This is a genomic window from Prosthecobacter fusiformis (genome assembly GCF_004364345.1).
Classification (GTDB): Bacteria; Verrucomicrobiota; Verrucomicrobiia; order Verrucomicrobiales; family Verrucomicrobiaceae; genus Prosthecobacter; species Prosthecobacter fusiformis.
Genome location: NZ_SOCA01000003.1, coordinates 149578 through 172905, shown reverse-complemented (window position 1 = coordinate 172905; position 23328 = coordinate 149578). Strand labels below are relative to the sequence as shown.

Genomic DNA, 23328 nt, shown 5'->3' with positions numbered 1-23328 from the left:
GGTGGACATCAGCGGGCAGAGGGTTGGCTGCCGCGCCAGTCACTTACTTAAACGCAACCACCAGGCCCATCATTTCGTGGACCTGCTGTCGCGAGCACTCCTGGTCTATGCCACCACCACTTCAGCCTCTTCCGTTTCCCGTGTGCCGGTCACAGGCTGAGGAGTGAAGGTGGCCATCGAAAAGCGTTTCAGTAGTGAGCTCAATGAGACGTATAGGAATCCCGCCAGGAACAAGGCCAGGAATGGCAGGGAACCCCACTGCTCGCGCTGCACTGCCAGCCAGAGCAGGTGGCCAAAGTAGCCCACTAGGGCCAGTTCAATCCATAGGCAGAGCGACTTGCCCGCCTTATACCTGAAGGACTTCTTTGACGACTGTGCCTGGGCTTTGCTGTTGACCCCATACTTCGGTGTCCGTACAAAATCGGACTCCTGGCCCAGCAATGCTTCAATGACCGCCTTGCCATTGTTGATGGACATACCGATACCGAGAGCCATGAAACAGGGGATATACGGGATTGTCTTTAGCCAGCCCCAACGGGTCTGCGCTCCTTGAGCCGTCAGGTAAAAGGCGATCACCGCCACGGTGGCAAAGAGGAATACCGGCAGGTCCACGAATACGGCCTTCTGCCAGGAATTCACCGGTATAAAGTCCACGGGATACAGCAGCACCAAAGTGCCGAGGGTTAGCAGATTGGCAAAGTTGGAGGTCAGGTGAGCTGTGGCTTCCACCTTCTTCATGAAGGGTTCATCACTGCGCCAGACGCGGCTCAAGACTTTCTTGCATACCTGAACGGAGCCCTTGGTCCAGCGATGCTGCTGGGACTTGAAGCCATCCATGTCTGGAGGCAACTCCGCAGGAACGATCACGTCATTGAGATAGATAAAGCGCCAGCCGAGGAGCTGAGCACGATAGCTCAGGTCCAGGTCTTCCGTCAGGGTGTCATGCTTCCAGCCACCTGCTTCATCAATGACATTGCGGCGCCAGAGGCCAGCCGTGCCGTTGAAGTTGCAAAACTCCCCCTGCCGACTGCGGGAGGTCTGCTCCATCATCAGGTGACCATCCAGCAGGATGCCCTGAAGACGAGTGAGCAGGGAGAACTTCAGATTGCTGTGCCCCCATCGTGCCTGGACGATGCCCACTTTTGGGTCCGTGAAGTAATGGATGGTCTGCTTCAGGTAATCCGGCGCAGGTTGGAAGTCGGCATCAAAAATGCAGATGAACTCGCCTTTTACGGTCGCCATGGCGGCATCCAGTGCACCGGCTTTGAAACCCGTGCGGTTGGTCCGGTGGCGGTATTCTACATCGAAGCCCTGCTGGCTCAAGTCGCGGGCATACTGCTCACAGGCCTGGGCGGTTTCATCCGTGGAATCATCCAGGAACTGGATCTGAAGCCGGTCCTTGGGGTAGTCCAGTGCACTGATGGAGGTGATGAGCTGCTCCATGACATCTGCCTCGTTGAACAGGGGCAACTGGATGGTCACTGAAGGCAGTTCAGTGAACTCACGCAAGGGTTGCGGGCGATTCTTCCGGTGCTTCCAGTAGGTGTACAGCACTTTGACTTTGTGCGCCCCAAAGGCGGACAATCCGGCAGAAACAATAATATAGCTGGTTAACCAGAGAAGCTTTTCCCACTCGATCATAGGGAGCCCGGATGTCGGGGTGGACCAATCACTGCCGGTTCACTTCCGTCAAGTAGCAATACCGATGCCAAATGCCGACACTGCCGACGTGACGTGCATATTGCAATGGACTTATTTTCTGACATAGAGCAGCAGCCGATCATGTACCAGCAAGGCGAGATCCAGCCGGCCGTCACCATTAAGATCAATGGCCGTATAGTCGTGAGGTTCACTGGCGAGGCCGGTTTTACCACGGTATTGAGGGTCGATCTCGAAGACGCGGAAATGCAGTGCACTGGTCCAGACAGGAGGTGTTTCGGCACCGGCCTGAAGGAATTCAAGCACCCGGCTTTTCCCAGAATCCACCAGGATGAGGTCATCGGTGCTGCCACCGGTAAAGGAAGCAATGAGGAGATCTGTAGCAGAAGTGTCCTTGAGCTCGCTGTCCACGGTGGTGATGGTTTCCAGCTTCAGTGCCGCGCCCGTCAGCGGGCTGATCTCAAAGCTGGTTTTTCCGATGAGAAGCAGACTCCTGCCTTTGCCCGTGGCAATAAGATGGCATTCGTCCGGGGTGAGGCTGGAGAGAGGGTGGGTATGGGAGGAGCGATAGACCGCATCGCTGCCAGGGGTCATCTCATAGAGTTTACCCTTGGAAGTATCCGCCAGCAGGACATTGGGTTTGTCTTTACCAGGAACAACGATAACGGCGCTGATCTGGGCACTGGATTCCGGGGCATTGAACTGCTCCACTGTGACGGCTTTGCCATCGGTCCCGATGCGGAGGGCACGGGCGATCTGGTCCTTGGCCACGATGATTTCCGCCTTGCCATCACCATCCAGGTCCGCAGTGGTCATGGCGGTGGGAGAGATCTTGTTGAGCAGGTTGTCGGGAAGACCTTCGGCGCGTTTGAAAGGTGCTTTTGCATCTTTCTGACTGAGCAGGATCTGCATGGAGGCCAGGTTGGAAAAGAGGGCCAGATCTCCCAAGCCATCCTGGTTGGCATCCACGATGCGCAGGGCGTTGGGCTTGGTGGGTGAGCTAGGCAGGTCCTGAACGGAGGAGACGAATTTCTTTTCAGCGGCCACCCAACGCAGGGTCAGGAGTGAGACTTTGCTTTTGACCTCGGTCAGAGCCAGCACGGCAGGTTCCGTGGCTGTGCCCACAAGGCCAGCCTGGAGGCTGAGCAAGGTATCGGCGGTCTGGTGAATCACCTCAGGATAAGTCAGACGGTTCTTCTGCCAGCGGGCGAGACCAATGCTCTTTTCTGCCGGGCTTAAGATCAGCAGATCAGCTTTGCCGTCCGCATCCAAATCGCTGATGACCAAACTTTCGATACCACTAAGGGCAGGAAATTCGCGTCCTTCAGCAAAGCTGCCGCCTTGGCGACCGGCAAAAAACCACAGGCGGGCATTCTTCGGTTCAGCGAGGACGACGTCGGGGATCTTGTCTCCATTGAGGTCACCATAAGCCGTTGCGCCGCCTTTGCTATCCGTGGACGGCATGGCGTGGCGGATGGTGGCAGCGAGGTCTGAATCCGGCTCAGCAGCGGCGGCTGCCAGACGGGCAATCTCCACCATCCCGGTATCACTGCGGATCCAGGCCAGACCGGTTTCCTTCCCGAGTTTCACGGGGTGTACCCAGCAACGGCTTTCGGGCATTTCCAGCCGCCATTCTTCACCAAAACCGGTATCCTCTTGCTGAAGCCTAACCAACAGAGCATCCGCATCCGGTGCCGTATAAAAGAGGTCCGCTTTGCCATCGCCATTGAGGTCGCTGCAATGCAAGCCGCCGCAGCCGCTCTGGCCGAGGACATAGGTTTTCGGCTCGCTCCAGTTACCTGGAGTTTTCTGTAGCCAGACCATCAGGCGGGTATCCGTGAGCAGCGCCAGATCCGGAATGGTATCCTGATTTAAATCCACGGCCAGGAGGACCTCGGAATCCTCTGCGGTGGAATCGAGTATAAACTCCTTTTTCTGGCTCCAGTCTCCCGGTTTCCCCTGAGTGCGGAGGACCAGTTTATCCTCATCGGTGGTATAAGCGATATCAGGCCGGGCATCGCCATTCCAATCGCCCACAGCCAAAGACCAGGCACTATGGCCGATGACGAGAGGCTGCTTTTCCAACCGGGAAATTTCCAGAATGGGATTCCAGCGATCCGCGCGGGAGGTGCGCTCCGGCTCACCGGGTTTGACACCTTCCTTGCGCTGAAAAAGGAACTCAATCCGCGCCCGGTCCTGATTCAGCACCACCAGATCCTGCAGGCCGTCGTCATTAAAATCACCCGCTCGTGGACTGGATGTATTCCAGTCCAGCTTAACTACCTCCGGGCCGTCAAAATAGATGCCCGAAGGCTCAGCAGCCTGGACGGTGATGGCGGCAAGGAGGAGCAGGGAGCGCATGACGAATAAGATCGGTTACTGGGCCGCGACCGGGGTCGTGACACTGCGATAATAGATGGCATCAGCCGGGTTATAATAACCGCTGACATTGGTGCCGAAGTAGCGCTTCCACATGGCATCTGGAGGAATCGCATTGGGATCAAACCAAGTGTCTTCCTTAGCCTCTTCCTCGACAAGGCCACCCAGGCCACTTCCTTCACCGGGGCCTTTTTTGCCTTTGCCCTTACCTTTTTTCTTGGCGGTTTTGGCAGCCTGTCCCTGGACCATGCCCATGGCATCCACAAAGACCTTCATCAGCTTGCCACCATCCGCCACACCGGCGCCGATGTAGCCCGCAGGCAGGCGGGTGAGCAGGTCCTGCACGCGATCGTTTTCCCAGACGCTAGGGCCGGAAGGCTCCTTCATGCGGGAGAGCACTTTCTTCAAAAGAGCCTGTGGGCCAGTGCTGAAAATGAGATAATCTTCGGTTAGGCAGAAGCCGACTTCAGTCGCGCCGGGCTGGGCATTGGCGGATTTGATCATGCTGATCTGGTAGCCTAAGAACTCGCTTTCTTCGAAAGCGGCAAAGCCACCGCCCGCGAAGCGCTTGATTCCGTCGATGGCACCGCCGAGGCGTTCCTTGTCCTTCACTTTAAAAGCCAGGACCTGGCTCTGCTTATCCAACGTACCGTCGGTCATCTCGATGTATTCATCATCCAGGCTGGCGAAGAGATCGTCACGGATTTTGACTCCGGCCTGCGCTTCTGCACCGCCCAGTTGCATGGTGGCCATGGCAGCCATGGGGCCCAGTTTATTGATCATGCCCAGCAGGTTGTCCCACAGGTCCAACATGCTGTAACGCATCACACTGCCGCTGATCACATCCGCAGGAATGAAAGAGGGCAAGATCACTTCCCCCGAAGTGCCGCGCATGAGGGTGACCAGGCCGACGGGCTTTTCAGGATGCAGCAGGGCGACCTCCATGCGGGACTGCTCATCGGTGATGTCCAGCATCAGCGCCATGGACTGGAGTTCTTCCACTCCGAGGGCGGCAATGATGCTGTCCGGGGTGACTGGCATGGCCTGCGCCTGGGCATTTTCAGAAGCAGCAGTCTTGGCAGCCGTCAGACCCCACTGAACGAGGGTTTCACCATTGAGGTAAACCAGAACATCGGTATGACCTTCCGTGAGCTGCGCCAGGCGGCTAAGGTGATTGGTGACGACATCTGCGCCTTCACCTGAGCCGCTTTTCAGCGCGGTGATGAAATAAACCATCTGCTTGAGATTTGAAGCCTCCACCAAGACATCATCCACAAAGGCATAGCCTTTTTCCCAGCCATCCTCACTACCGGCAGGTGCGAGCACATGAACGGTGACGCCTTCGATCTCCTGAGTGGTTTGCTTCAGGTTTTCATCATTTTTGATGGCCAGTTCAAACTCTTTGGCCTTCATCTCTTCCAGCGCCTTTTCCTGACCGCCAGCCTCGCTGAGGGCACAGATAGGAGGGGTATCCCCCTCGAAATCTTCCGGGCCATCGCCCGTGAAAACAGCCATGCTGGCACCGGGATAGCGCTTCAAATTGTCATGCAGGCCCTCTCCGCTGCTTTCCTTGGAAGCCTTGTCCCAGGGGGCTTCGCCATTCTTCATCATGGGGGCGGTCCATTTTTTGAAGTCCTCATCCTCCAGCAGTTTGGCAAAGCTGGACTTGTCCCAATCCGCCAGCAGTTCCGGGGTGTTTTTGATGGCAATGACGCCGACGGTGTTCTTCGGCAGCAGCTTAAACCAATCATCCAGCTTTTCAGCACGGACGGTGAAAGCGCTCGTCAGGCTGAGCAGCGTGAAAAGGGTAAAAAAGCGTGGGGATTTCATGGCTGGAGGCTGGGGGTGGCAGGAGATTGAGATTGGGTTTTGGCCGGAGCCGGCGGACTCAGGTAGCGGAAGCCGCTGTTCGGATTGCGTGGGTCGAAAGCAAAAGCATCCCGGTTTTTGAGGAATAGTTTCAGAAGGTTGGCCGGTATGGAGAAACCAAGGCCCTCGACTCCGACGCCGGCCAGCTTCATGTTGTTCACACCGACCACTTCCCCCCGGGCATTGAAGAGGGGGCCACCGGAGTTTCCGGGATTGATCTGGGTGGTGCTCTGGATGGACCAAGCACCGCGCGTCTCACGGGCACGCACGCTGACGATGCCCTGGGAAACGGAACGTTCCAGGCCCAGCGGACTGCCGATGGCAAACACCGCCTGCCCCTGGGTGAGAATGTCCGAATCACCAAGCGGGACGAAAGGCAACTTCTTCGCCGCCGGATCATCAATCTGCAAAATGGCCAGATCCAGGAAGCCGTTCATGGCGATGATTTTCACCTTGGGGAAGACCTGCTTTTCCAGGCCGCCATTCTTCATGCGATAGACCACCACGGAGATTTCCCGCTCCCCGGCGATGACGTGCTGGTTGGTCACGACGTGACCCAGCTTATTGATGATGAAACCGGACCCGAGGCCGGAGGAAGTCTGGATCTGAACCACGGCCTCTCCCACACGCAGGACATTCTTATCCATGGCCAACGGCTCACGTCCTGGCTCCACGAAATACATGTCCTCCCCTTCAGCCTTGCTGGCACGGGCCTGCTTTTGCTCTCCGGCTTTTTCCTTGAGAGCGATTTCAGCACTGGGGATGTTCAGGATTGTAAAGCCTAGGTCCAGCATGACCACATCATCCCGCTCACGCAGGATTTCACCCTGCACCTGGGCACCGTTTTTGAGGGTCACTTTTACCGGCTCCGCAGCGAAGACGGCAGTTCCTGCGACGCTGATGATGAGCGCGCTCCAAAAGCCCCTGGTCCTATTTATGATCACGGTTGGCAAGGTTAGCGAGAGGCTGAAAGGATACGAGGATTTTGTGTAGCGGGATGAAGATTATTTCTCATCCCGTCCGGGCTTAGAATTAAAACGGTTTCTTTCATCCAAACACGGCTTCTTCGATCTTTTGCTGCAAGGCATCCAGCACGGCACGCTCAGACAGCTTGCGGCCGTTTTCATCCTGTACGTAAATGGAGTCAATGGCGACGCCCTTTTCCGTGCCGATGCGCGCATGCGTGATGTTGTGGCCGAGCTTACCGATGGCCATAAATATGTCATACAAGAGACCGAGGCGGTCCACCACCTGGAGCTCAATGATGGTCTGGTCTGGAGACAGCTCATTGTTGATGAGCACCCGCTGCGGAATCTCAGACATCACTTCATCGTAGCCGGGAATGGCCTTGCGTGATTTGGCGATGGCCGGACCAAAGTCGAATTTCTGGGCCAGGAATGCCTGCCGCACGGAAGCCTCCACCCGCTGGCGGGATGTCTTGCTGGTGACGGCGGCGAAGTTGGTATTGCAGACACGGAACATATCTAGCACGACGTTGTCCCCGCGCTGATAGAGGTCGGCACTGAGAATGTTGATACTTTCCGCAGACAGGGCACCGGAGATGCGTGCCAGGAGCTGATGACGGTCCCAGCAAGTCACTGTCAGCTCGCTATAGCCCTGCTCCACATGATCCGTCCAGGTCATCACGGGCAGCAGGCCAGCTTCGGCCTCTTCCTGCATGAGCTGGGTAAAGAACTGGCGGAACTGGCGGATGTGACCGGCAATCTGGGAGGGCTCACGGAAGTTGAAATAACTGCGCGGCATGTATTGGAAATGGGCGCTGATTTCCAGATCGTATTCACCTCCCAGTTCCTTGGTCACCCCGGTGCGGATCTCATCCAATGGCACGGCGGCGCGGCGCATGAAGTCCGCAGGCGCATCCATGAACTGAAGGGTATTGTGATAAAGCTGGCGGATGGAGGCTTCTTTATACCCGGACCAGCTTGCCTCGCTGGTGCCCTTGGAATCCGCATAGGTCATCACTAACAACGTATCCAGGTACTCCTTGGTGCGCACGATGCTCGCGAATTCACCGATGACCTTGGGATCGTCCAAATTGGTCGTGGTGGCGGTGCGGTACATGAGCAGGTGGTTATCCACCAGGAAGAGCAGCAGCTTGCGACGTTCCCCTTTGATTTGCAGGCGGCGGCTGACGGCATCCGCCATCAGGGTGCTTTCCGCATCGTGCGCCTTAGCATTGGCAGCGCGGCCGGCATCGTGAAGGAGCAGGGCCAGATAAAGGATGAACGGCTGCTGGAGTTCGTGAAACAAGCTTTGATACAAGCTCAGCCCCGCCTTGGGCGGGCCGCTGAGCTCATCCAGCATGTCCAGGGTGCGGAGGGTGTGCTCATCCGCCGTGTAGCGGTGGAAAAATTCATGCTGAACCAGACAGGTCAGGGCGCCAAACTCCGGCATGTAACGGCCCAGGAAACCGAGGCGGTGCATCTGGCGCATGACGCGGGCGACATCGCCCTTGCGGGACAGGATGGCCTCAAACGTTTCCCGCACTCCTTTGTTATACCGGTAGCTGACGTTCACCAGGCGGAAGCTTTCCTGCATGATCTGGAAGAGCTCCGGGCTCAACCGCAGATGGCGCTGCTGAGTATGTAAAAACACACGCATGAGCCGCGCAGGGTCGGTTTTAAAGATGCTTTTATCCTCTGCAAACAGGCGTTCGTTTTTGGCGATGAAGCCATCGAATTTTTCGGCCCGGTTGAGTGCGGTCTTGCGCCGGACCATGAAGCTAAGCAGGCCCTTGCGGGTGCTTTCATCCTCCAGGGACTGAAGGTGAAACCGGTCCATGACCTCGCTGCTGCGCTGAAGGATGTCACGCGTGGCGGTGTAGTATTCGCGCATGAAGGCCTCGATCCGGCGGAGGATGCGTTTGTGCCGGTAGCCGAGGTTGCTGGCGACGAATCCTTGGAGGCGTAGCGTCAGGATGTCACTGGCGCGCTTTTCCGTGTAGTGCATTTCATTGCGCGTGCGCAGAATGAAATCATAAGCCTGCTGGATCTCCCGCCAGCCAGCGGGGGTGAGCATCTCATTTTTCACCAGGTCCTGAGGATTGAGCGTGCCTAGCTTGGCATAGGTCATCCAGATGAGGTTCTGGTAATCGCGCAGGCCACCGCAGCCGTTTTTCACATTCGGCTCCTGCACACAATTGGTGCCGCCGTATTTGCCATGGCGGCTGGCCAGATCCTGCTGACGGAGCTTGAGGAATTCAGCCTCACGCCCTTCCATGCATTCTTTGTCAAAGCGGCTGCGAAACTCTTTGATGGCTTCCTCATGGCCACACAGGAAACGGGCCTCCATGAGAGCTGTCTTGGTCTCCATGCTTTCATTCGACAGCTTCAGGCAATCCCCCACACTGCGGGTGCCGTGGCCCACCTTGAGCTTCATGTCATAAAAAAACAGCAGGTAATCACCGATGAGCTTGGCCACCTCCGTGGAGACATTGGAACTGTTCCCCGGGAGCATGAAAGTCAGGTCCACATCACTGCCTGGACTCATCACCTGGCGTCCGTAACCACCATGGGCGACGACGCTGATGTTGAGCTTATTTCTCACGGCGGGATCCAGGGAGGCGATGCACTCCTGCCAGATCAAACGGACGATGTAATCCATGACGTCCGAGCGCATGCGGCAGATCTCCACGCCGCCGCCACCTGCACGGTGCCTCTGCTTGATGCGCTGCTCTTTCAGGCGCAGGAAGCGCTTGCAGAGTTTCAGCGTTTCCGTGCGGCCACGAGGGTAGGTGACGTCCTTGCCAAAGACCTTTTGGCCCGCCGCTTCAAGGCGGCGTTGATACTCGAGTTCAGTCATGCTGGGGCCAGGTCAAAAAGTCAGCAATGAATGGATGGGGCCGCAGTTTTCCAGCTTTTCCCGGCCGCAGAGGAAAGCCAGTTCAATGAAAAACACGGAGCCGAGCAGTTCCGCACCGGATTCACGGATCAGCTCCAGCGCTGCCCCGGCGGTGCCACCGGTGGCCAGGAGGTCATCCGCTAGGACGACACGCTCCCCAGGAGCCAGGGCGTCGAGGTGCATCTCCACACTGTTGGTGCCGTATTCCAGGCTGTAATCCACGCCGCGTGTTTTCCACGGCAGCTTGCCCTTTTTACGCACAGGCACAAAACCGGCCCCGAGGTGCTGGGCGATCAAGGCCCCAAAGATGAATCCACGGGCATCGATACCGACGACCTTGTCCACCTTTTGTCCGACGAAGTTTTCGGCCATGCCTTCGATGGCGGCCTTCATCAATTCGGCATCCGCCAGGACGGGGGTGATGTCTTTGAAAAGGATACCCGGTTGAGGAAAATCCGGTACATCGCGGATGGTCGAGCGGAGGCGTTCAAGGGAGTCAGGCGACATGGCCCGCCAGTGTGCGGGACCGATACGGAGATGCAAGGGGGATCTCCTGAAGGTGGAGGATGCTGGTGGGCGCGTTTCCGATGGGGATGGGGAAGAAAACGAAATTTTTCCCCATGGGGGGATCATAAGGCGCAATGCATTGATGATGAACGCTTTCCGATGGGGATAACGTTCCCCATGGAATCCCCAGGCGGGGATTTTAAGATGGTCTGTGGGGAGAATGGGGAAATCCATCCCCCTGGGGAAAATGCGGACTGGTGAGGCCCCATGGCTATAGGATTCAGGCTCAAGGTCAGCTCGCACGGAGCAATCTCCGAAACAGGCGGCTGGAGCGCAAGGGGATGCGCCCCCGACTTGGCCCAAGTGGGATAAAAAGGATGGGGGTCTTAGCGGGCCAGCTTGGCGGCGAGGAGGACTGCTTCCACGAGGCTGTTGCCATTCGCCTTGCCCTGCCAGGCGATATCGCAGGCGGTGCCGTGGTCCACACTGGTGCGGGGAACGGAAAGGCCGAGGGTGGTATTCACCGCAGAATCGAAGGCCAGGGCTTTCAAAGGGATGAGGGCCTGGTCATGATACATGCAGATGTAAGCATCCACGGTCTTGCGCTTGGCGGGAATGAAAGCGGTGTCTGGGGGTAGCGGTCCCTCAATGGTCATGCCCTTGGCGCGGGCGGCTTCGATGGCGGGGAGGATGAGGGTTTCCTCCTCCCTCTGGCCAAAGAGGCCATGCTCGCCTGCGTGGGGATTCAATCCGCAGACGGCGAGGCGTGGCTTGCGACCCAGGTGACGCTGGACTGCATCGGCGGTGAGTTCGATCACCTCCAAAATGCGTGGGGTGCTGAGGGCGGGCACGACGTCCTGATAGCCGATGTGAACGGTGACGAGGCTGCAGATCATCACCTCCGAAAAGAAGGCCATGCAGGAGCGGGGAGCCTGCATTTTTTCCGCAAACATCTCCGTATGCCCAGGGTAAAGGATGCCCGCGGCACGCAGGGCCTCCTTATTGATGGGGGCGGTGGCGACGGCGGCGACCTGTCCGGCAAGGGCGGCGGCGATGCTTTTTTCAATGTAACGATAAGCGGCGGAGCCGGTGCTGGCGCTGACGGTGCCTGGGGTGAAACCTTCCGCATCAAAACCGAAGAGGTCCAGCACAGCAGGCTCATCGAGAGTCTGGCATTTTTCTGCCCACTCGATCTCTGAAACGATGCGCCGGGGCGCGGGGAGACCGGTCTGGCGCGCACAGCGGGAGAGCAGCCGGGCATCCCCAAAGATGACCGGGGTGGCGATGCTGCGCACGGTTTCATTGGCCAGCAATTGCAGACAGATCTCTGGGCCGACCCCGGCCGGGTCTCCCATGGTGATGGCGATGAGGGGCTTTGACATGTGCAGCCTGAGCTATGGGGAGGATCGGCGGGTCCGTCAATGGTCCTCCTCTTTTGGCTGCAGGGCGGGGCTATTTTTTCTTTTTCTTGGGTGCGCCTTTCTTGCTGGCAGAGAACTGCCCCTGCTCAAGAGCTGCGAAAGCTGCTGTGCCGAGACCGGCCTGGATGTGGGACTTGAGGGCCGCCGTCATTTGGGCGGTGAGCTCCGGTTTCTCACGGGCGAGGTCTTTCGTTTCTCCCTTGTCCTGGGCGAGGTCGAAGAGCAGGCCTTCGCGGGTATCCCAGAAGTACAGAAGTTTATAGTCCCCCATGCGGATGGCGGACTGCGGATGCTCCACCTCGACGGCCTGATGCCAGACGAAGCGTGGGATGGGACGCTGGATCTTGCCTTTGCCGCCATTGAGCAAAACTGGCTTCCAACTGCCGCCTTCGCTTCCTTTGGGGAGGACGGTGCCGGGTTGTACGAAATCGAGTAGAGTGGCGGTGAGATCGTAGCTGATGACGGGCTCGTCACAGTGGCTGCCGCCCTTGATGCCGGGGCCGCGAATGATGAGGGGGACGCGCAGGCCGCCTTCCCCCAGGTCACCTTTGCCACCATTGAGCACTCCTGTGCGGCCACCATTGTCTGAGGTATAAATAACAAGGGTGTTTTCAGCGATGCGGAGTTCATGCAGCTTTTTCATCAACCCACCGACGCAGGTATCGAGATCCTCCGTCATGCCTGCCATCACGGCGCGGTCTCCCCGGCCGCCACCCACGCCCATGGACTGGTATTTTTTGACGGTGGCGGCGAGCGCCTGGGCCTCTGGATGCACGGCGTAATAAGAGAGCTGGATGAAGAAGGGGTGGCCTGACTTGACCTGAGTCTCCATGAAGGTCATGGCACGGCGTGTCATGCTGAAGGAGAGCTTGGGGTCTACGGGGTCCGGGGAGTTTCCATCTTCGTTGGTGGTGATGCCATCGCTGACGTCATAACCCATGGATTCCGGGGTGTGAAACCACTGCCATTTGCCCAGGTGAGCCGTGCGGTAGGCGGGGTGGGCGCGTTTGAGCAGATTGGTGATGGATTCGCTCACGGGGGCGCTCCAGTTGCGGGCGGTTTTGTCCGGCGCATTGAGGGTGGTAGTGCTGCGGCCCATCTGGAGGGAGGCTCGTGAGCATTCGCATTTACAATGGGCGGCGTAGGCCTGGGAAAAGGTCATTCCCTGGGAGGCGAGACGATCCAGATTGGGCGTGCGGAAGGTCTGGCTGCGGCTGGCGGTATCCCCTGGAATCATGGCTACGGAGGTGCCATTCCACGCTTGGTCATCTGCCAGGATGAAGAGGATGTTTGGTGATCCTGCGAAAGCCTGGGCACTCAAGCTGAGAAAGAGACAGAGCCGCATAAGTTTCATCCCGCATACTACTGTGGAGTCTCAAAGGACTGCCAGGATAGATCCGGGAGAATTGTCAAGATCGTGTTAAGACAAGGCTTGAGCTGGACACTTTGCGGGGTATTTCGTATGAAATCTTAGTCGGTCTATCCGGCTAACAAACTAACGCAATGAATCAACCCATGAGCACACCCCAGCATCCGCAGAAGAAAAAAGGTCTTTCAGGTTTCGCCATCGCCGGCATCGGCTGCCTCGGCCTTCTCATCGTCATCTTCCTGGGCGGAGGTTTCGTGGTGGCCAAGTTTATGCCGCAGCTGAAAGAGATGGCCGAAGATCCATCGAAGATGGTCATCTGGGCGCTGGAGAAAAATCCGGACATTGAAGTGATCAAGAAGGATGATGTGAAGCGCGAGATCACTTACAAAACCAAGTCCACTGGCGAAGTCGTCACCGTGAGCTATGAGGATCTGGCCCAAGGCAAAATGAAGCCCGACAATAAAGAAGTCATTCCTGCTGAGGAAGCTCCGGCTCCACCTCAAATAGCCCCGCCAGCGCCTCCCGCTAACCCTTAAGCCATGGCTGGTCTGACCCATCCTAACCTCATTGTACTGACAGGCGCCGGACTCTCGGCTGAGTCCGGCGTGCCTACTTTTCGTGGGGTGGATGGTCTGTGGGAAGGGCATCGCATCGAAGAGGTGGCCTCCCCGGAGGCCTATAAGCAGACCCCTCATCTGGTGCACCGTTTTTATAATCTGCGCCGGGCGGCTTTGAAAACGGTGGAGCCGAATGCGGCTCATTACGCCTTGGTGCGGTTGGAAAAGGAGTGGCCGGGAGCTTTCCTGCACGTGACCCAGAATGTGGATGATCTGAATGAACGTGCCGGGGCGAAAAAACTCCTGCACATGCATGGTCAGCTCAAAAAAATACGCTGTGTCTGGTGCCGCAATGTGATGGACTGGGAGGCAGATTTGGATGTGACCACCGCCTGCCCAGAATGCGCCACCACGGGCAAGCTGCGGCCTGACATCGTCTGGTTTGGCGAGATGCCTTATCACATTGAAGAAGTCAGCCAGGCACTGGAAACGGTGGACATCTTCGTGTGCATCGGCACCTCCGGTGTCGTTTATCCCGCCGCCGGTTTTGCCCGTCAGGCGGCGACGAAAGGAGCCAAGCGCCTCATTGAGGTAAATCTGGAGCCTACGGAGATCAGCGGACACTTCACAGAGCAGCGCCAGGGCACGGCCGGAGTCGAGGTCCCCCGGCTGGTGGAGGAGCTTTTGGCTCAAGTGAAGTAACTCACGAATGTAGTTGCCAAACTCAACTTTCAGAATAATCTGAAAGTAAGATGAAGGATGAAACCGCCACTTGGGAAACCTCACGAGAGGAATTCATCGCCCAATGGGGAGCGCTCGGCAGCAACTGGGGCATCAACCGCACGATGGCGCAGATCCACGCTCTGCTGATGACCGCTCCTGAGAGCATGCATACGGAGGAAATCATGGAGCGGCTCCAGGTCAGCCGTGGCAATGCCAATACCAACCTGCGGGAACTCGTCGGCTGGGGACTGGTGCGCGGGGTGGTTAAAAAGGGCGAGCGCCGTGAGTATTTCGAAGCTGAAAAGGACGTCTGGAAGATGTTCATCACCATCGCCCGCGAACGGAAACGGCGTGAACTGGACCCCGCCCTGAGCGTGCTGAAAAACTGTGCCGAGCAGACCAAAGAGGAACCTGCTGGCCCAGGGAAGGACTTCCACAAGCAGATGAAGGAGCTTCAGGAGTTCGTCGAATTCGGCATGAAAGTCTCCGATACCGTGTCCGGTATGAAGCATTCCTCCGCTCTGCAATGGGCCATGCGCCTGCTGAGCTGATCTCTTTTTTTGCCATTATGTTTCTGTGTTTATCGAAAGTTCAATATCAAAACAAAACCATGAGAGCCTTATATACCTACTTGCTCACAGCAGTGAGAGTTCTGAAATCGCTACAGCTCATGCTCTTGAGCAAGCCGCCGCCACTCAGGACGAAACATCGTGCCACTGCCTTCTTCACCCTCTGATCCTTTCTTAACCTCAAACCTAACTAACATTATGAATGAAACCACCCTCAGCTACGCCCTGTACCTTGTGCTCGCCATCACGATGACCATCTGGGTCGCACGCACGCTTTATAAAAACGGCCGCATCTTCCTGGTCGAATGTTTCCAGGGGAACACGGAGCTGGCAGACAGCGTGAACCATCTCCTGGTCGTGGGCTTTTACCTGATCAACATCGGCTTCGTCTCGCTCTATCTTAAAACATCGGAAAGCATCATCGGTGCCCAGGGGGTGTTTGAAGCGCTGAGCGGAAAAATGGGCGTCGTGTTGCTGGCCCTGGGCGGCATGCATTTCTTCAACCTGGTGATCTTCACCAAGATGCGCAAACGCGGCCAGCTCGCCACCATGCCCCCGCCAGTGCCACCGGTGCTGAGAGTGGGAGCCTAACTAAAAGCTAATCAACGCCACCTTGTTCCCATGAAAACTGCATGCATCGTCCGCCGCTCATTCATCGCCATGTTCTGGGGGTGGGCGGTGTGTATTGTCGTCATCTTCCTTGTGATGCTTGGATATGAAGTGTCATTAGGAGGCATCGGCTTGATGAGTTTGTTCTGGATGATTTACTGGCTTCTAGGCAGCGCCTTTGTCATCCTGGGCGTGTGGCTTTTTATATTCCTACCGGCCGATTTATGGGTGAAGGAATCCTCATTTTTACGCTCGCCTGAATGGGCGGGAGCATGTGGTTGCATGGCAGGTTTTATGTCCGTTTATCTGCCCTTTATCTTGTCTGAAGACAGATACGGCGACGGGGATTTTAGCTCGATCATTCTCCTGGCATTCCTCGCCGCCATCTGCGGTCTCACGGCCAGCCTTCACTTGGTGCTGCATCATCCTCGCAAAGAGCAGCCATCGCCCCAGTCGCGGGACGGGAGAGTGCCCGCTTCACTTGAAGAACCCAAACCCAATGATTTATGAATACCCTCACACTCTTTTATGATGCCCGCTGCGGGCTTTGTTCGCAGGTCAGGCATTGGCTTAGCAATCAACCGTCGTATGTGCGGCTGGAGTTTATCCCCTATGACTCCCCAGAGGCAGCGCGACGTCTGCCGGGCATCCAGCACCTGCGGGCGGATGAGGAGATCGTAATCCTGGCGGATACGGGTGAGGTATGGCAAGGGGCTGGCGCGTGGGTCATGTGCCTGTGGGCGCTGCGGGAATACCGCGCTTGGTCGGCCCGGCTGGCCACACCGGTTATGCAGGGCATGGCCCGGCAGGTGGTACACTGGATCTCTCAAAACCGCATCGGCCTGTCGCGGCTAATGGGTTTCAAGAGCGATGCTGAGCTGGTCGCCGTGACTGGACGGGAAACCCAGGAGCCCGCCTGCCGGGTGCGGCATGATCTGGATTTGATTGATTGAGTACAGTAGTCATCTCTCTCCGAGAGATGTTTTGGGAAGGTGGAACCGCCCCAGGATACTGAACCTGAAACGGCACCTTTCCCACAAGCAACCTCCCAGAACATCACTCGGAGAGTGATGAGTACTGTACTAACCGGCGATCACCGCAGCCCGGGCGTTTTCCTCGGCACCGGTCTTCTCCAGGTAGTAGTCATAACCGCCGCTGAAAGGCGTGACCACACCGGCATTGATGTGCAGGACCTTGGTGGCCAGGCTGCGGATGAAGTGCACGTCATGCGAAATGAAGACGAGCGTGCCTTCGAACTTCTGCAGCGCCAGGATCAGACCCTCGATGGCCCAGATGTCCAAGTGCGTCGTCGGCTCATCCATGAGCAGGAGGTTCGGCGGATCCACCAGGAACTTCACCAGGTTCAGGCGGCTCTTTTCACCGCCGCTGAGGACCTTGCACTTCTTGTAAACGTCTTCCCGCTTGAACAGGAAGCTGCCCAGGATGCTGCGGGCATCGTCTTCGCGCAGCTCGGGGGCGCAGCGTTTCAGCTCTTCCAGGATGGTGCACTCCGGGTCCAGGGTATCGGCCCGGTGCTGGGAGAAATAGCCCATCTTGATGTTCGTGCCGAAGCGGCGCTCGCCTTTCTGGAAAGGCACCTCGCCAGCCATGATCTTGATCAGCGTGGACTTGCCCGCGCCGTTGGGGCCCACCAGCACGGTGCGCTCGCCCTTTTCCACTTCCAGGTCCAGGCCCTGGTAGATCTTCTTTTCGCCGTAGGCCTGATGAATGTCCGTGAGAGCCACCACACGCTGGCCACCGCGGGGAGGCTGCGGGAAGTTGAACCGGAAGGCCTTCCGCAGCGGACGGGGTCGGTCCAGCTTGTCCATCTTTTCAAGCTGGCGCTCGCGGCTCTGCGCCTGCGCCGCCTTGGAGGTCACGGAGCGGAACCGGTCGATGAATTCCTGGATCGCCTCGATCTCCTTCTGCTGGTTTTTCCAGGACTGGTACGCGCGCTCCCAGTTGGCTTCCTTCTGCTTCAGGTACTCGCTGTAGTTGCCCTGATACTGCACCAGCTTGCTCTCCTCGATCTCATAGACCGTCTCGATAAGCTCGTCCATGAAGTCACGGTCATGGGAAATCAGCAGGATCGCGCCCGGATAGTTCTTCAGGTAATTCTTAAACCACATCAGGGACAGCAGGTCCAGGTGGTTGGTCGGCTCATCCAGCAGCAAAAGGTCCGGCTCGATGACCAGGATGCGGGCCAGGTGCGCGCGCATCACCCAGCCACCGGAGTACTCGCGGGCGGGTTTGTTGAAGTCCGCTTCCTTGAAACCGAAACCCTTCAGGATCTTCTTCGCCTTGGCCTCGGCCTGGGGATCGTTCAGCGCATCGTGCTGGGCGTGTGCCTCATTGTATTCCGGGGCCGCCACATCGCCGCGCTCCTCGTATTCGCGGAGAGTCTTTTCCAACTTTTCGATCAGGCCCGCCTTGCCCGTGGCCACGTCCAGGATGGTTTCCTCACCCACCGGCTCGCTCTCCTGGGGCAGGTAGCCCAGGGTGGTCCACTCATCGCGCACCACCTCGCCCGCATCCGGCTCATCCTCCTTGAGGATCAGAGAAAACAGCGTCGATTTGCCCGCTCCGTTGGGCCCGACGAGAGCCACGCGTTCGGCGTAGTTCACGGTCATGTTGGCCCCGGTGAAAAGCGTCCGGGCATTGAAAGTCTTGGTGACGTCGCGAAGGGTAAGCATGTGGGGCGATGCCTTTAGCACCGTTAGGGGCGCTTTGCAGCTTGTTTTGTGCAGGGGCGCGATTCATTTGAAGCGCGCTACGAAATTGAGGCACTAGAAACCGCCGCGAAGATTTTACATCTAGATACACATTATTCAACCAGTGAACAGGGTTTTCAGCTTGAAAGACGACGACGATGGCCTGCCTTAGATGATGCTCTGAGCTATGTCCAATTTCGCCTTTCGGGAATAATTTTCTTTTGCCTCTCAGTGTAACAGAGGTAGGCCGAGCAACGGCCTGTTCGTCAAACAAGCCTCAGATAAGGCCTGTTGGACACCCGGTGAACCTAGCCCTGACTCTAGTTTAAATATCAAGATCGGGCAAGCTTCGTCAGCCTTGGTGCTCAGCATAACCAAATCTCTTGATGAGCTTGTTAATCCGGAATCGTAATTCTTGCGGCGAGTCACCCATTTGCTTCCGAAGCGTGGCATATGAGTTCACACATTCTGTAAGTTTACCGGCCTGACGTTTATTCAATATTGAATCTTGAACTAAAATTCGAATTGCTCGGCGCATGCAACTATCAGCCTCATGAAGCCTGTTACCTTCTCCCAAAACTCCAGCTAAATTTGTGAGAGCGCAAGCCACTTCTGGGTGTTCTTCTCCCAGAGACGAATGATATATATTTACGGCGCGACGGTAGAGTATTTCAGCCTCTTCAATTTTCCCCAATTGTTGTAGTGTAACTCCCAGATTATTACATGTCATTGCCACATCGGAATGATTCTCACCAAAAACCAACTCTTTGATTTGGAGGGCTCTACGTTTAAGAAGTTCTGCTTCCGTTCCGCGTTCCAATGACGATAAAAGAGACCCTAAATTAAGAAGGTCGGTAGCGACTTCTGAGTGGTAGGGGCCATGAAAAAATTCGTCAATTGCAAGGGCTCTGCGGAGCAATGGCTCGGCTTCGCCGGGCCGCCCAAGCTTGTCTAAGATACCTGCTAAGTTATTTAGACCAACAGCTAGTGTTGGATGTCCATCAGGGTATTGTTTTTCATTGATGTGCAAAGCCTTTCGATATTGAACTTCCGCTTCATTAAGCCTCTCTGTGGCTTCGAGAACTTGCCCTAGATTGTTTAAAGCACCTGCCAGCAGGCCAGGAGCTTCACTGTCAGAGTCTTTTAAAATTTCCAACGCTCTGGTAATTACTTCCTCAGCTTCAATCAGCCGATTTACTTTCAAAAGAAGTTCACCGAGATCGTTTAACTGAGAGCTAAAAAAGTAATCATTATGCCCCCGAATATGTTCGACTTTTGAAAGAACTTTACGGAATGTTCTCTCAGCTTCTTCAAAACGTTCGGTTGAATAAAGAAGTTTCCCAAAATGACGAAGAATGATAGTTACAATTTCTTGGTCCTTTGGCGCCTGTGGATCCAATAGCGATAATGATTGCTGATAAAGAGATTCTGCTTCCGAGAAGCTATTCATATCTACTAGCAGCAAAGCGAGATTATTAAGTGAAATAGGAGATGGGTTACCCGCGCGGATATACTCTAACTCGACCACTTTCCTCAATAATGGCTCAGCCTCCTTGTATTTAGCTTGGCTACGATAAATAAGGCCCACTTGATTAAAGAGGCACATTGATTCAGTATATAACTTTCTCGCCTCGCAGCTAGATGCAACAGCTTGGGCGTGAGGGACAAGGATATTGTAGCTGGGCCAATTCGCCACATTTGACGGATCTTCCCCAATTTCATGGTCGATCCACTTTGCTGCGTTGATTAGAGCTGGGGGATGGTTGTCGCTGACTTGCTGCTGACGAGTTATCTCTTGCACTAGTCGGTGGATGGAGAAAGCAATTCCGTCGTTGCGGCGGCGAGCAAGATGTAAATTCTCCAATTCGGCTATGCAGATTTTCTGATCAGCAGAATGGTTCAGAACATTCAATGCGGAAAATGGAAATGGATCAGGAGAAAGCCATGAAAGAACCTGGAGAAGTTTATTGGCTGGCTTTGAAAGTTGAGACACGCTTGTTTCGTAGGTGATGGCCAGACTAACCGGATAATTCATGGAGTCTTTGTCGTGCCAAGCCAATGCGTCAGCGGTATGATTTTTCCAGCGAACTAAATACTCATGAAAAGAGATTCGGCATTCGCTAATATAGGCCGCAGCCTGTTGTAACGCGAGTGCTAGACCGTCTAGTAAAGTAGCTAGCTCCTTGGCTGCTTCCTCATCGTCAAAAAGGTGGCTACGATGTTTCTCAGTCCACTCCATAAGGAATTCAGCCGATTGGAGCTGGGTCAGGACATCAAGATCAAGAGTTTCCAGATCTCCACTTCGTCTATCTTGCCGCGTGGTAATAATAACATGGCCTGACGAAAGTTTATTTAAGTTCCCACGAACCGTCTCAAGAGCTTCTCGGGTATCTGCATTATCCACTATGAGGAGCCAGCCTTGTTGTCTTTGTAACCATTGGAGTACGGATTGTACTTGTGTGTTATGGTCGGTAGAAGACTTTTCAGGGAGATCCAAAATACTCGCATCACACAGGCTCGCAAGGCTGGTTCGAAATGCGTCAGGGCTATCTGCTGTAACAAAAAGGATAGCTCTATACTCGAAAAAATAACGCCACCCATATTCGATGGCTGCGCGTGTTTTGCCCACTCCGCCCATACCATGGATTGCGTGACCTTTGATCACAGCAGCGGATTTATTTGTGAGGGCGGAACGCAGGTCGGATATGAATGTTTCCCTGCCTTTGAATAGTGTCCCAAGTGAAGTGTAAGGAAGGTTGGACGGGCGATAATCCATGCTGGGATTTAAAATTGCTTTTATGCCGGGCATTTTATCATGCAAGACCTTGAGAGCCGCCTCCAATTGTGCATCTGTGACAGCATCGAGCTGCTGATCGAGATGAGGACGAGCCCAACATTCGATTTGCAAATCTGTATAGGGAGAAAAACTGTTTGAAGCGTTGGGCGCTTTGGGAGTTTTTTCGTTTAGAAAAAGAATGATAATGCGATCAAAATCTGCTCCTAAATTGTGGGTTCGTGCTTTGTTGTGAACATCACGGATTTTCTCTGTCGTGTCATTTACAGTTACTTGTATAGCAACACGCGCTGTAAAATCTCCAAGGTCAACGGCTGGATAGTTTTTTTGCCTTTCTTCCAAAACCTCCAGATTCCATCCGCAAATGGGTGCTAGGAATTGCCCAATCACCCTTTCTACTTCCTTGCAAAGGTCGTTATGACCACGCGTGCTATGCCAATTTAAACACGTTTCCATAATGGAAAGGCGGAAAATTATTTCATCACGCAGGATTTTTGATTTAAACATATGGGGAAAGTTCTTTAATATAATGGCGTGGGATGACAAGCATTTGGAAAGTTTCATCCTTTACTGAAATTTTGCGTGCTCGTGGAACTGATTTGCATCCCTTTCGATGCGTAGCCCTTGCTGGAAAGGAAAGAGAAGCTGGGATGACCCACACGCCTTGAATTGAGGGGATAAGAAAATGATGATACGCCGATCCGCCTGACATTCATGACATCCCGCCAGACCGCTGAGACATACGATAAGATCGCTACTTTCTGGAGCGGCGAGGAGTTCTGCCGGACGAATGGTATCGCGCAGCATCGGCGGGCGCTGCGGTTTGTGGCTGGGGCCAAGGAGGAAATGGCGAGGCGGGCCCTGGACGCTGGATGTGGGAGCAGCGGAAGGATGGTGGAGCTGCTGCTGGCGGAGGGGTTTGAGGTGGAGGGGCTGGATGTTTCGGCGGAGATGGTGCGGCTGGCGCGGGAGCGGCATCCGGGGGTGATGTTTCATCTGGCGGACATCTGCACCTGGGAGCTGCCGCAGCGGTATGATTTCATTTCGGCCTGGGACAGCATCTGGCATGCGCCGCTGGCGGAGCATGAGGGCATCCTGCACAAGCTGTGCGGGGGACTGAATCCGGGTGGGGTGCTGATTTTTACCTGTGGCGGGCTAGATGCTCCGGAGGAGCGGTGCAATGACCTGATGGGCGAGCCGTTGTATCATGCGACGCTGGGCCTGCCCCGGCTGCTGGAGATCGTCGCCCGCGCGGGCTGCATTTGCCGGCATCTAGAGTATGACCAGCATCCAGAGCTGCATATGTATTTCATTGTGCAGAAATCCGGGGAGTGTCATTCTGAATAACAACGGCTGGTAGCATGTGACACCCATAACTATTATTGCAATGATCGAAGAACTTTCCGAATTGACGGCCTTGCAGGCGATCCGGGGCCGCCCTGAGATGTATGTCAGGGGGGATGAATCGGGTTCAGTTGCCGATCAGTTGCTTCAAGCCGCCATGTGCCATCCGCTGGCGGAATTAAGCTGCGGTACGGCCAGCCGGGTCTGGGTCACACTGGACAAATTGGCGGTCACCATTGCAGATGATGGTCAGGGCTGGCCTGTGCATGAAGTGCCGGGCGGAAAGAGGTTTGCGGAAAGATGGTTATGCACGTTGAACTCTTGCCGTGACCATAAGCAGCATGCGGAACTGGGAAAAGCGCTTTGCCGCATCAGCCTGCCGGTGGTGGTCGCTCTGTCGGAGATTTTCACTTTGGATATCCATCGGGAAGGGGAGCACTGGCAGCAGATTTACCGGCATGGGGAGCCGGAAGCGGCACTGACGCTTGTTGGCGCAGCTGAAAAGTCTGGCACGACATTAACCTTTGTCCTCAATCCTGAGTTTTGCGGTGGAAGCAGGTTCTCAGCGGCGGCCTATTCAAACTGGTTGGGCACACTTCCCCCGACTGTTCCCGTCCATGCGGTGTCCATCACTTAGCGCATCAATTGCGCGGATGGGAGGGTGCAGCAGGGGCCTGATCCGCAGAGCGACTGGAAGCCGCCGACACCGAAACCGCTGGGGTGGATGGGGTTGACAGACGCGGAGATCAGGGATCATGCCCAAGGGGGGGTTGGTTAGGTGGAGATTAGAGCGAATGTGGCCCGCACCTAGCGTAGCGCCGCGAAGCGAATCCCAGTGCGGAAAGCCGCTGCGGAGCCCGCAGATTGCCAAACTATCCAGGTTGTCAGCGATGCTCTTTAGATTTTTTCTGTGTCTGTGGGCCATCGTTCCCGCTCAAGGGACTGAGCGGCCCACT

Annotated in this window: 18 protein-coding genes; 8 read left to right on the top strand and 10 right to left on the bottom strand. The window is 55.9% G+C overall.

Annotated elements, in window-relative coordinates; genetic code table 11:
* Window positions 1–105 precede the first annotated feature (105 nt).
* From EI77_RS10160 to EI77_RS10125, 8 genes are all read right to left on the bottom strand, one after another.
* Window positions 106–1641 carry a glycosyltransferase gene (locus EI77_RS10160; protein WP_133795156.1) on the bottom strand — a complete coding sequence of 512 codons (1536 nt, stop codon included), beginning with the start codon at window positions 1639–1641 and terminating at the stop codon, window positions 106–108.
* 111 nt (window positions 1642–1752) lie between these two features.
* On the bottom strand, window positions 1753–4020 hold the full coding sequence (locus EI77_RS10155; protein ID WP_133795155.1) for an FG-GAP repeat domain-containing protein: 2268 nt from the start codon (window positions 4018–4020) through the stop codon (window positions 1753–1755).
* A gap of 15 nt (window positions 4021–4035) precedes the next feature.
* Window positions 4036–5868 (bottom strand): hypothetical protein, encoded by a 1833-nt coding sequence (locus EI77_RS10150; RefSeq protein ID WP_133795154.1) that lies wholly within the window; start codon window positions 5866–5868, stop codon window positions 4036–4038.
* Window positions 5865–6851: a S1C family serine protease gene (locus EI77_RS10145; protein ID WP_208300329.1), complete on the bottom strand. Its 987-nt coding sequence runs from the start codon at window positions 6849–6851 to the stop codon at window positions 5865–5867. The genes EI77_RS10150 and EI77_RS10145 overlap by 4 nt, the downstream gene beginning before the upstream one ends.
* 103 nt (window positions 6852–6954) lie before the next feature.
* The gene (gene glnD / locus EI77_RS10140; protein WP_133795153.1) at window positions 6955–9729 is read right to left on the bottom strand and encodes a [protein-PII] uridylyltransferase; all 2775 of its coding nucleotides are present in this window, start codon (window positions 9727–9729) and stop codon (window positions 6955–6957) included.
* Between the two features lie 12 nt (window positions 9730–9741).
* Window positions 9742–10275: an adenine phosphoribosyltransferase gene (locus tag EI77_RS10135; protein ID WP_133795152.1), complete on the bottom strand. Its 534-nt coding sequence runs from the start codon at window positions 10273–10275 to the stop codon at window positions 9742–9744.
* 386 nt (window positions 10276–10661) lie between these two features.
* Complete coding sequence (pdxA, locus tag EI77_RS10130; protein ID WP_208300328.1) at window positions 10662–11657, bottom strand: 4-hydroxythreonine-4-phosphate dehydrogenase PdxA; 996 nt, start codon at window positions 11655–11657, stop codon at window positions 10662–10664.
* A 70-nt stretch (window positions 11658–11727) separates the two neighbouring features.
* Window positions 11728–13041: a sulfatase-like hydrolase/transferase gene (locus EI77_RS10125; RefSeq protein WP_166647168.1), complete on the bottom strand. Its 1314-nt coding sequence runs from the start codon at window positions 13039–13041 to the stop codon at window positions 11728–11730.
* A gap of 170 nt (window positions 13042–13211) precedes the next feature.
* Here EI77_RS10125 and EI77_RS10120 point away from each other — a divergent pair, with 170 nt between their 5' ends.
* The 6 genes from EI77_RS10120 (at window position 13212) to EI77_RS10095 (ending at window position 16476) form a co-directional block, all read left to right on the top strand.
* Window positions 13212–13601, top strand: a complete 390-nt coding sequence (locus tag EI77_RS10120) for a hypothetical protein (RefSeq protein ID WP_133795150.1) — start codon at window positions 13212–13214, stop codon at window positions 13599–13601.
* A 3-nt stretch (window positions 13602–13604) separates the two neighbouring features.
* Complete coding sequence (locus EI77_RS10115) at window positions 13605–14324, top strand: NAD-dependent deacylase (RefSeq protein WP_133795149.1); 720 nt, start codon at window positions 13605–13607, stop codon at window positions 14322–14324.
* A 50-nt stretch (window positions 14325–14374) separates the two neighbouring features.
* On the top strand, window positions 14375–14896 hold the full coding sequence (locus tag EI77_RS10110; RefSeq protein ID WP_133795148.1) for a GbsR/MarR family transcriptional regulator: 522 nt from the start codon (window positions 14375–14377) through the stop codon (window positions 14894–14896).
* 216 nt (window positions 14897–15112) lie between these two features.
* Window positions 15113–15505, top strand: coding sequence for a hypothetical protein (locus tag EI77_RS10105; RefSeq protein ID WP_133795147.1), 393 nt, complete (start codon window positions 15113–15115; stop codon window positions 15503–15505).
* Window positions 15506–15535: 30 nt separating this feature from the next.
* Window positions 15536–16033: a hypothetical protein gene (locus EI77_RS10100; protein WP_133795146.1), complete on the top strand. Its 498-nt coding sequence runs from the start codon at window positions 15536–15538 to the stop codon at window positions 16031–16033.
* Window positions 16030–16476, top strand: a complete 447-nt coding sequence (locus EI77_RS10095; RefSeq protein WP_133795145.1) for a DCC1-like thiol-disulfide oxidoreductase family protein — start codon at window positions 16030–16032, stop codon at window positions 16474–16476. Before EI77_RS10100 ends, EI77_RS10095 begins: the two co-directional genes overlap by 4 nt.
* Window positions 16477–16605: 129 nt before the next feature.
* Here the strand turns inward: EI77_RS10095 and EI77_RS10090 are convergent, their stop codons facing one another.
* Window positions 16606–18216, bottom strand: a complete 1611-nt coding sequence (locus tag EI77_RS10090) for an ABC-F family ATP-binding cassette domain-containing protein (RefSeq protein WP_133795144.1) — start codon at window positions 18214–18216, stop codon at window positions 16606–16608.
* A gap of 370 nt (window positions 18217–18586) precedes the next feature.
* Entirely contained in the window at window positions 18587–21592 is a 3006-nt protein-coding gene (locus tag EI77_RS10085; protein ID WP_133795143.1) for a tetratricopeptide repeat protein, read from the bottom strand.
* 150 nt (window positions 21593–21742) lie between these two features.
* Here EI77_RS10085 and EI77_RS10080 point away from each other — a divergent pair, with 150 nt between their 5' ends.
* Both EI77_RS10080 and EI77_RS10075 read left to right on the top strand, forming a co-directional pair.
* Entirely contained in the window at window positions 21743–22375 is a 633-nt protein-coding gene (locus tag EI77_RS10080) for a class I SAM-dependent methyltransferase (protein ID WP_133795142.1), read from the top strand.
* Window positions 22376–22415: 40 nt separating this feature from the next.
* Window positions 22416–23009, top strand: a complete 594-nt coding sequence (locus EI77_RS10075; protein ID WP_133795141.1) for a hypothetical protein — start codon at window positions 22416–22418, stop codon at window positions 23007–23009.
* Window positions 23010–23328 lie beyond the last annotated feature (319 nt).

Excerpts from the sequence above, each read along its gene's own strand:
- EI77_RS10080 (WP_133795142.1), top strand. The coding sequence starts at position 21,743 with ATGACATCCCGCCAGACCGCTGAGACATACGATAAGATCGCTACTTTC.
- EI77_RS10085 (WP_133795143.1), bottom strand. The coding sequence starts at position 21,592 with ATGAAACTTTCCAAATGCTTGTCATCCCACGCCATTATATTAAAGAAC.
- EI77_RS10150 (WP_133795154.1), bottom strand. The coding sequence starts at position 5,868 with ATGAAATCCCCACGCTTTTTTACCCTTTTCACGCTGCTCAGCCTGACG.
- EI77_RS10075 (WP_133795141.1), top strand. The coding sequence starts at position 22,416 with ATGATCGAAGAACTTTCCGAATTGACGGCCTTGCAGGCGATCCGGGGC.
- EI77_RS10100 (WP_133795146.1), top strand. The coding sequence starts at position 15,536 with ATGAAAACTGCATGCATCGTCCGCCGCTCATTCATCGCCATGTTCTGG.
- glnD (WP_133795153.1), bottom strand. The coding sequence starts at position 9,729 with ATGACTGAACTCGAGTATCAACGCCGCCTTGAAGCGGCGGGCCAAAAG.
- EI77_RS10095 (WP_133795145.1), top strand. The coding sequence starts at position 16,030 with ATGAATACCCTCACACTCTTTTATGATGCCCGCTGCGGGCTTTGTTCG.
- EI77_RS10110 (WP_133795148.1), top strand. The coding sequence starts at position 14,375 with ATGAAGGATGAAACCGCCACTTGGGAAACCTCACGAGAGGAATTCATC.
- EI77_RS10160 (WP_133795156.1), bottom strand. The coding sequence starts at position 1,641 with ATGATCGAGTGGGAAAAGCTTCTCTGGTTAACCAGCTATATTATTGTT.
- EI77_RS10120 (WP_133795150.1), top strand. The coding sequence starts at position 13,212 with ATGAGCACACCCCAGCATCCGCAGAAGAAAAAAGGTCTTTCAGGTTTC.
- pdxA (WP_208300328.1), bottom strand. The coding sequence starts at position 11,657 with ATGTCAAAGCCCCTCATCGCCATCACCATGGGAGACCCGGCCGGGGTC.
- EI77_RS10090 (WP_133795144.1), bottom strand. The coding sequence starts at position 18,216 with ATGCTTACCCTTCGCGACGTCACCAAGACTTTCAATGCCCGGACGCTT.
- EI77_RS10115 (WP_133795149.1), top strand. The coding sequence starts at position 13,605 with ATGGCTGGTCTGACCCATCCTAACCTCATTGTACTGACAGGCGCCGGA.
- EI77_RS10135 (WP_133795152.1), bottom strand. The coding sequence starts at position 10,275 with ATGTCGCCTGACTCCCTTGAACGCCTCCGCTCGACCATCCGCGATGTA.
- EI77_RS10125 (WP_166647168.1), bottom strand. The coding sequence starts at position 13,041 with ATGCGGCTCTGTCTCTTTCTCAGCTTGAGTGCCCAGGCTTTCGCAGGA.
- EI77_RS10105 (WP_133795147.1), top strand. The coding sequence starts at position 15,113 with ATGAATGAAACCACCCTCAGCTACGCCCTGTACCTTGTGCTCGCCATC.
- EI77_RS10155 (WP_133795155.1), bottom strand. The coding sequence starts at position 4,020 with ATGCGCTCCCTGCTCCTCCTTGCCGCCATCACCGTCCAGGCTGCTGAG.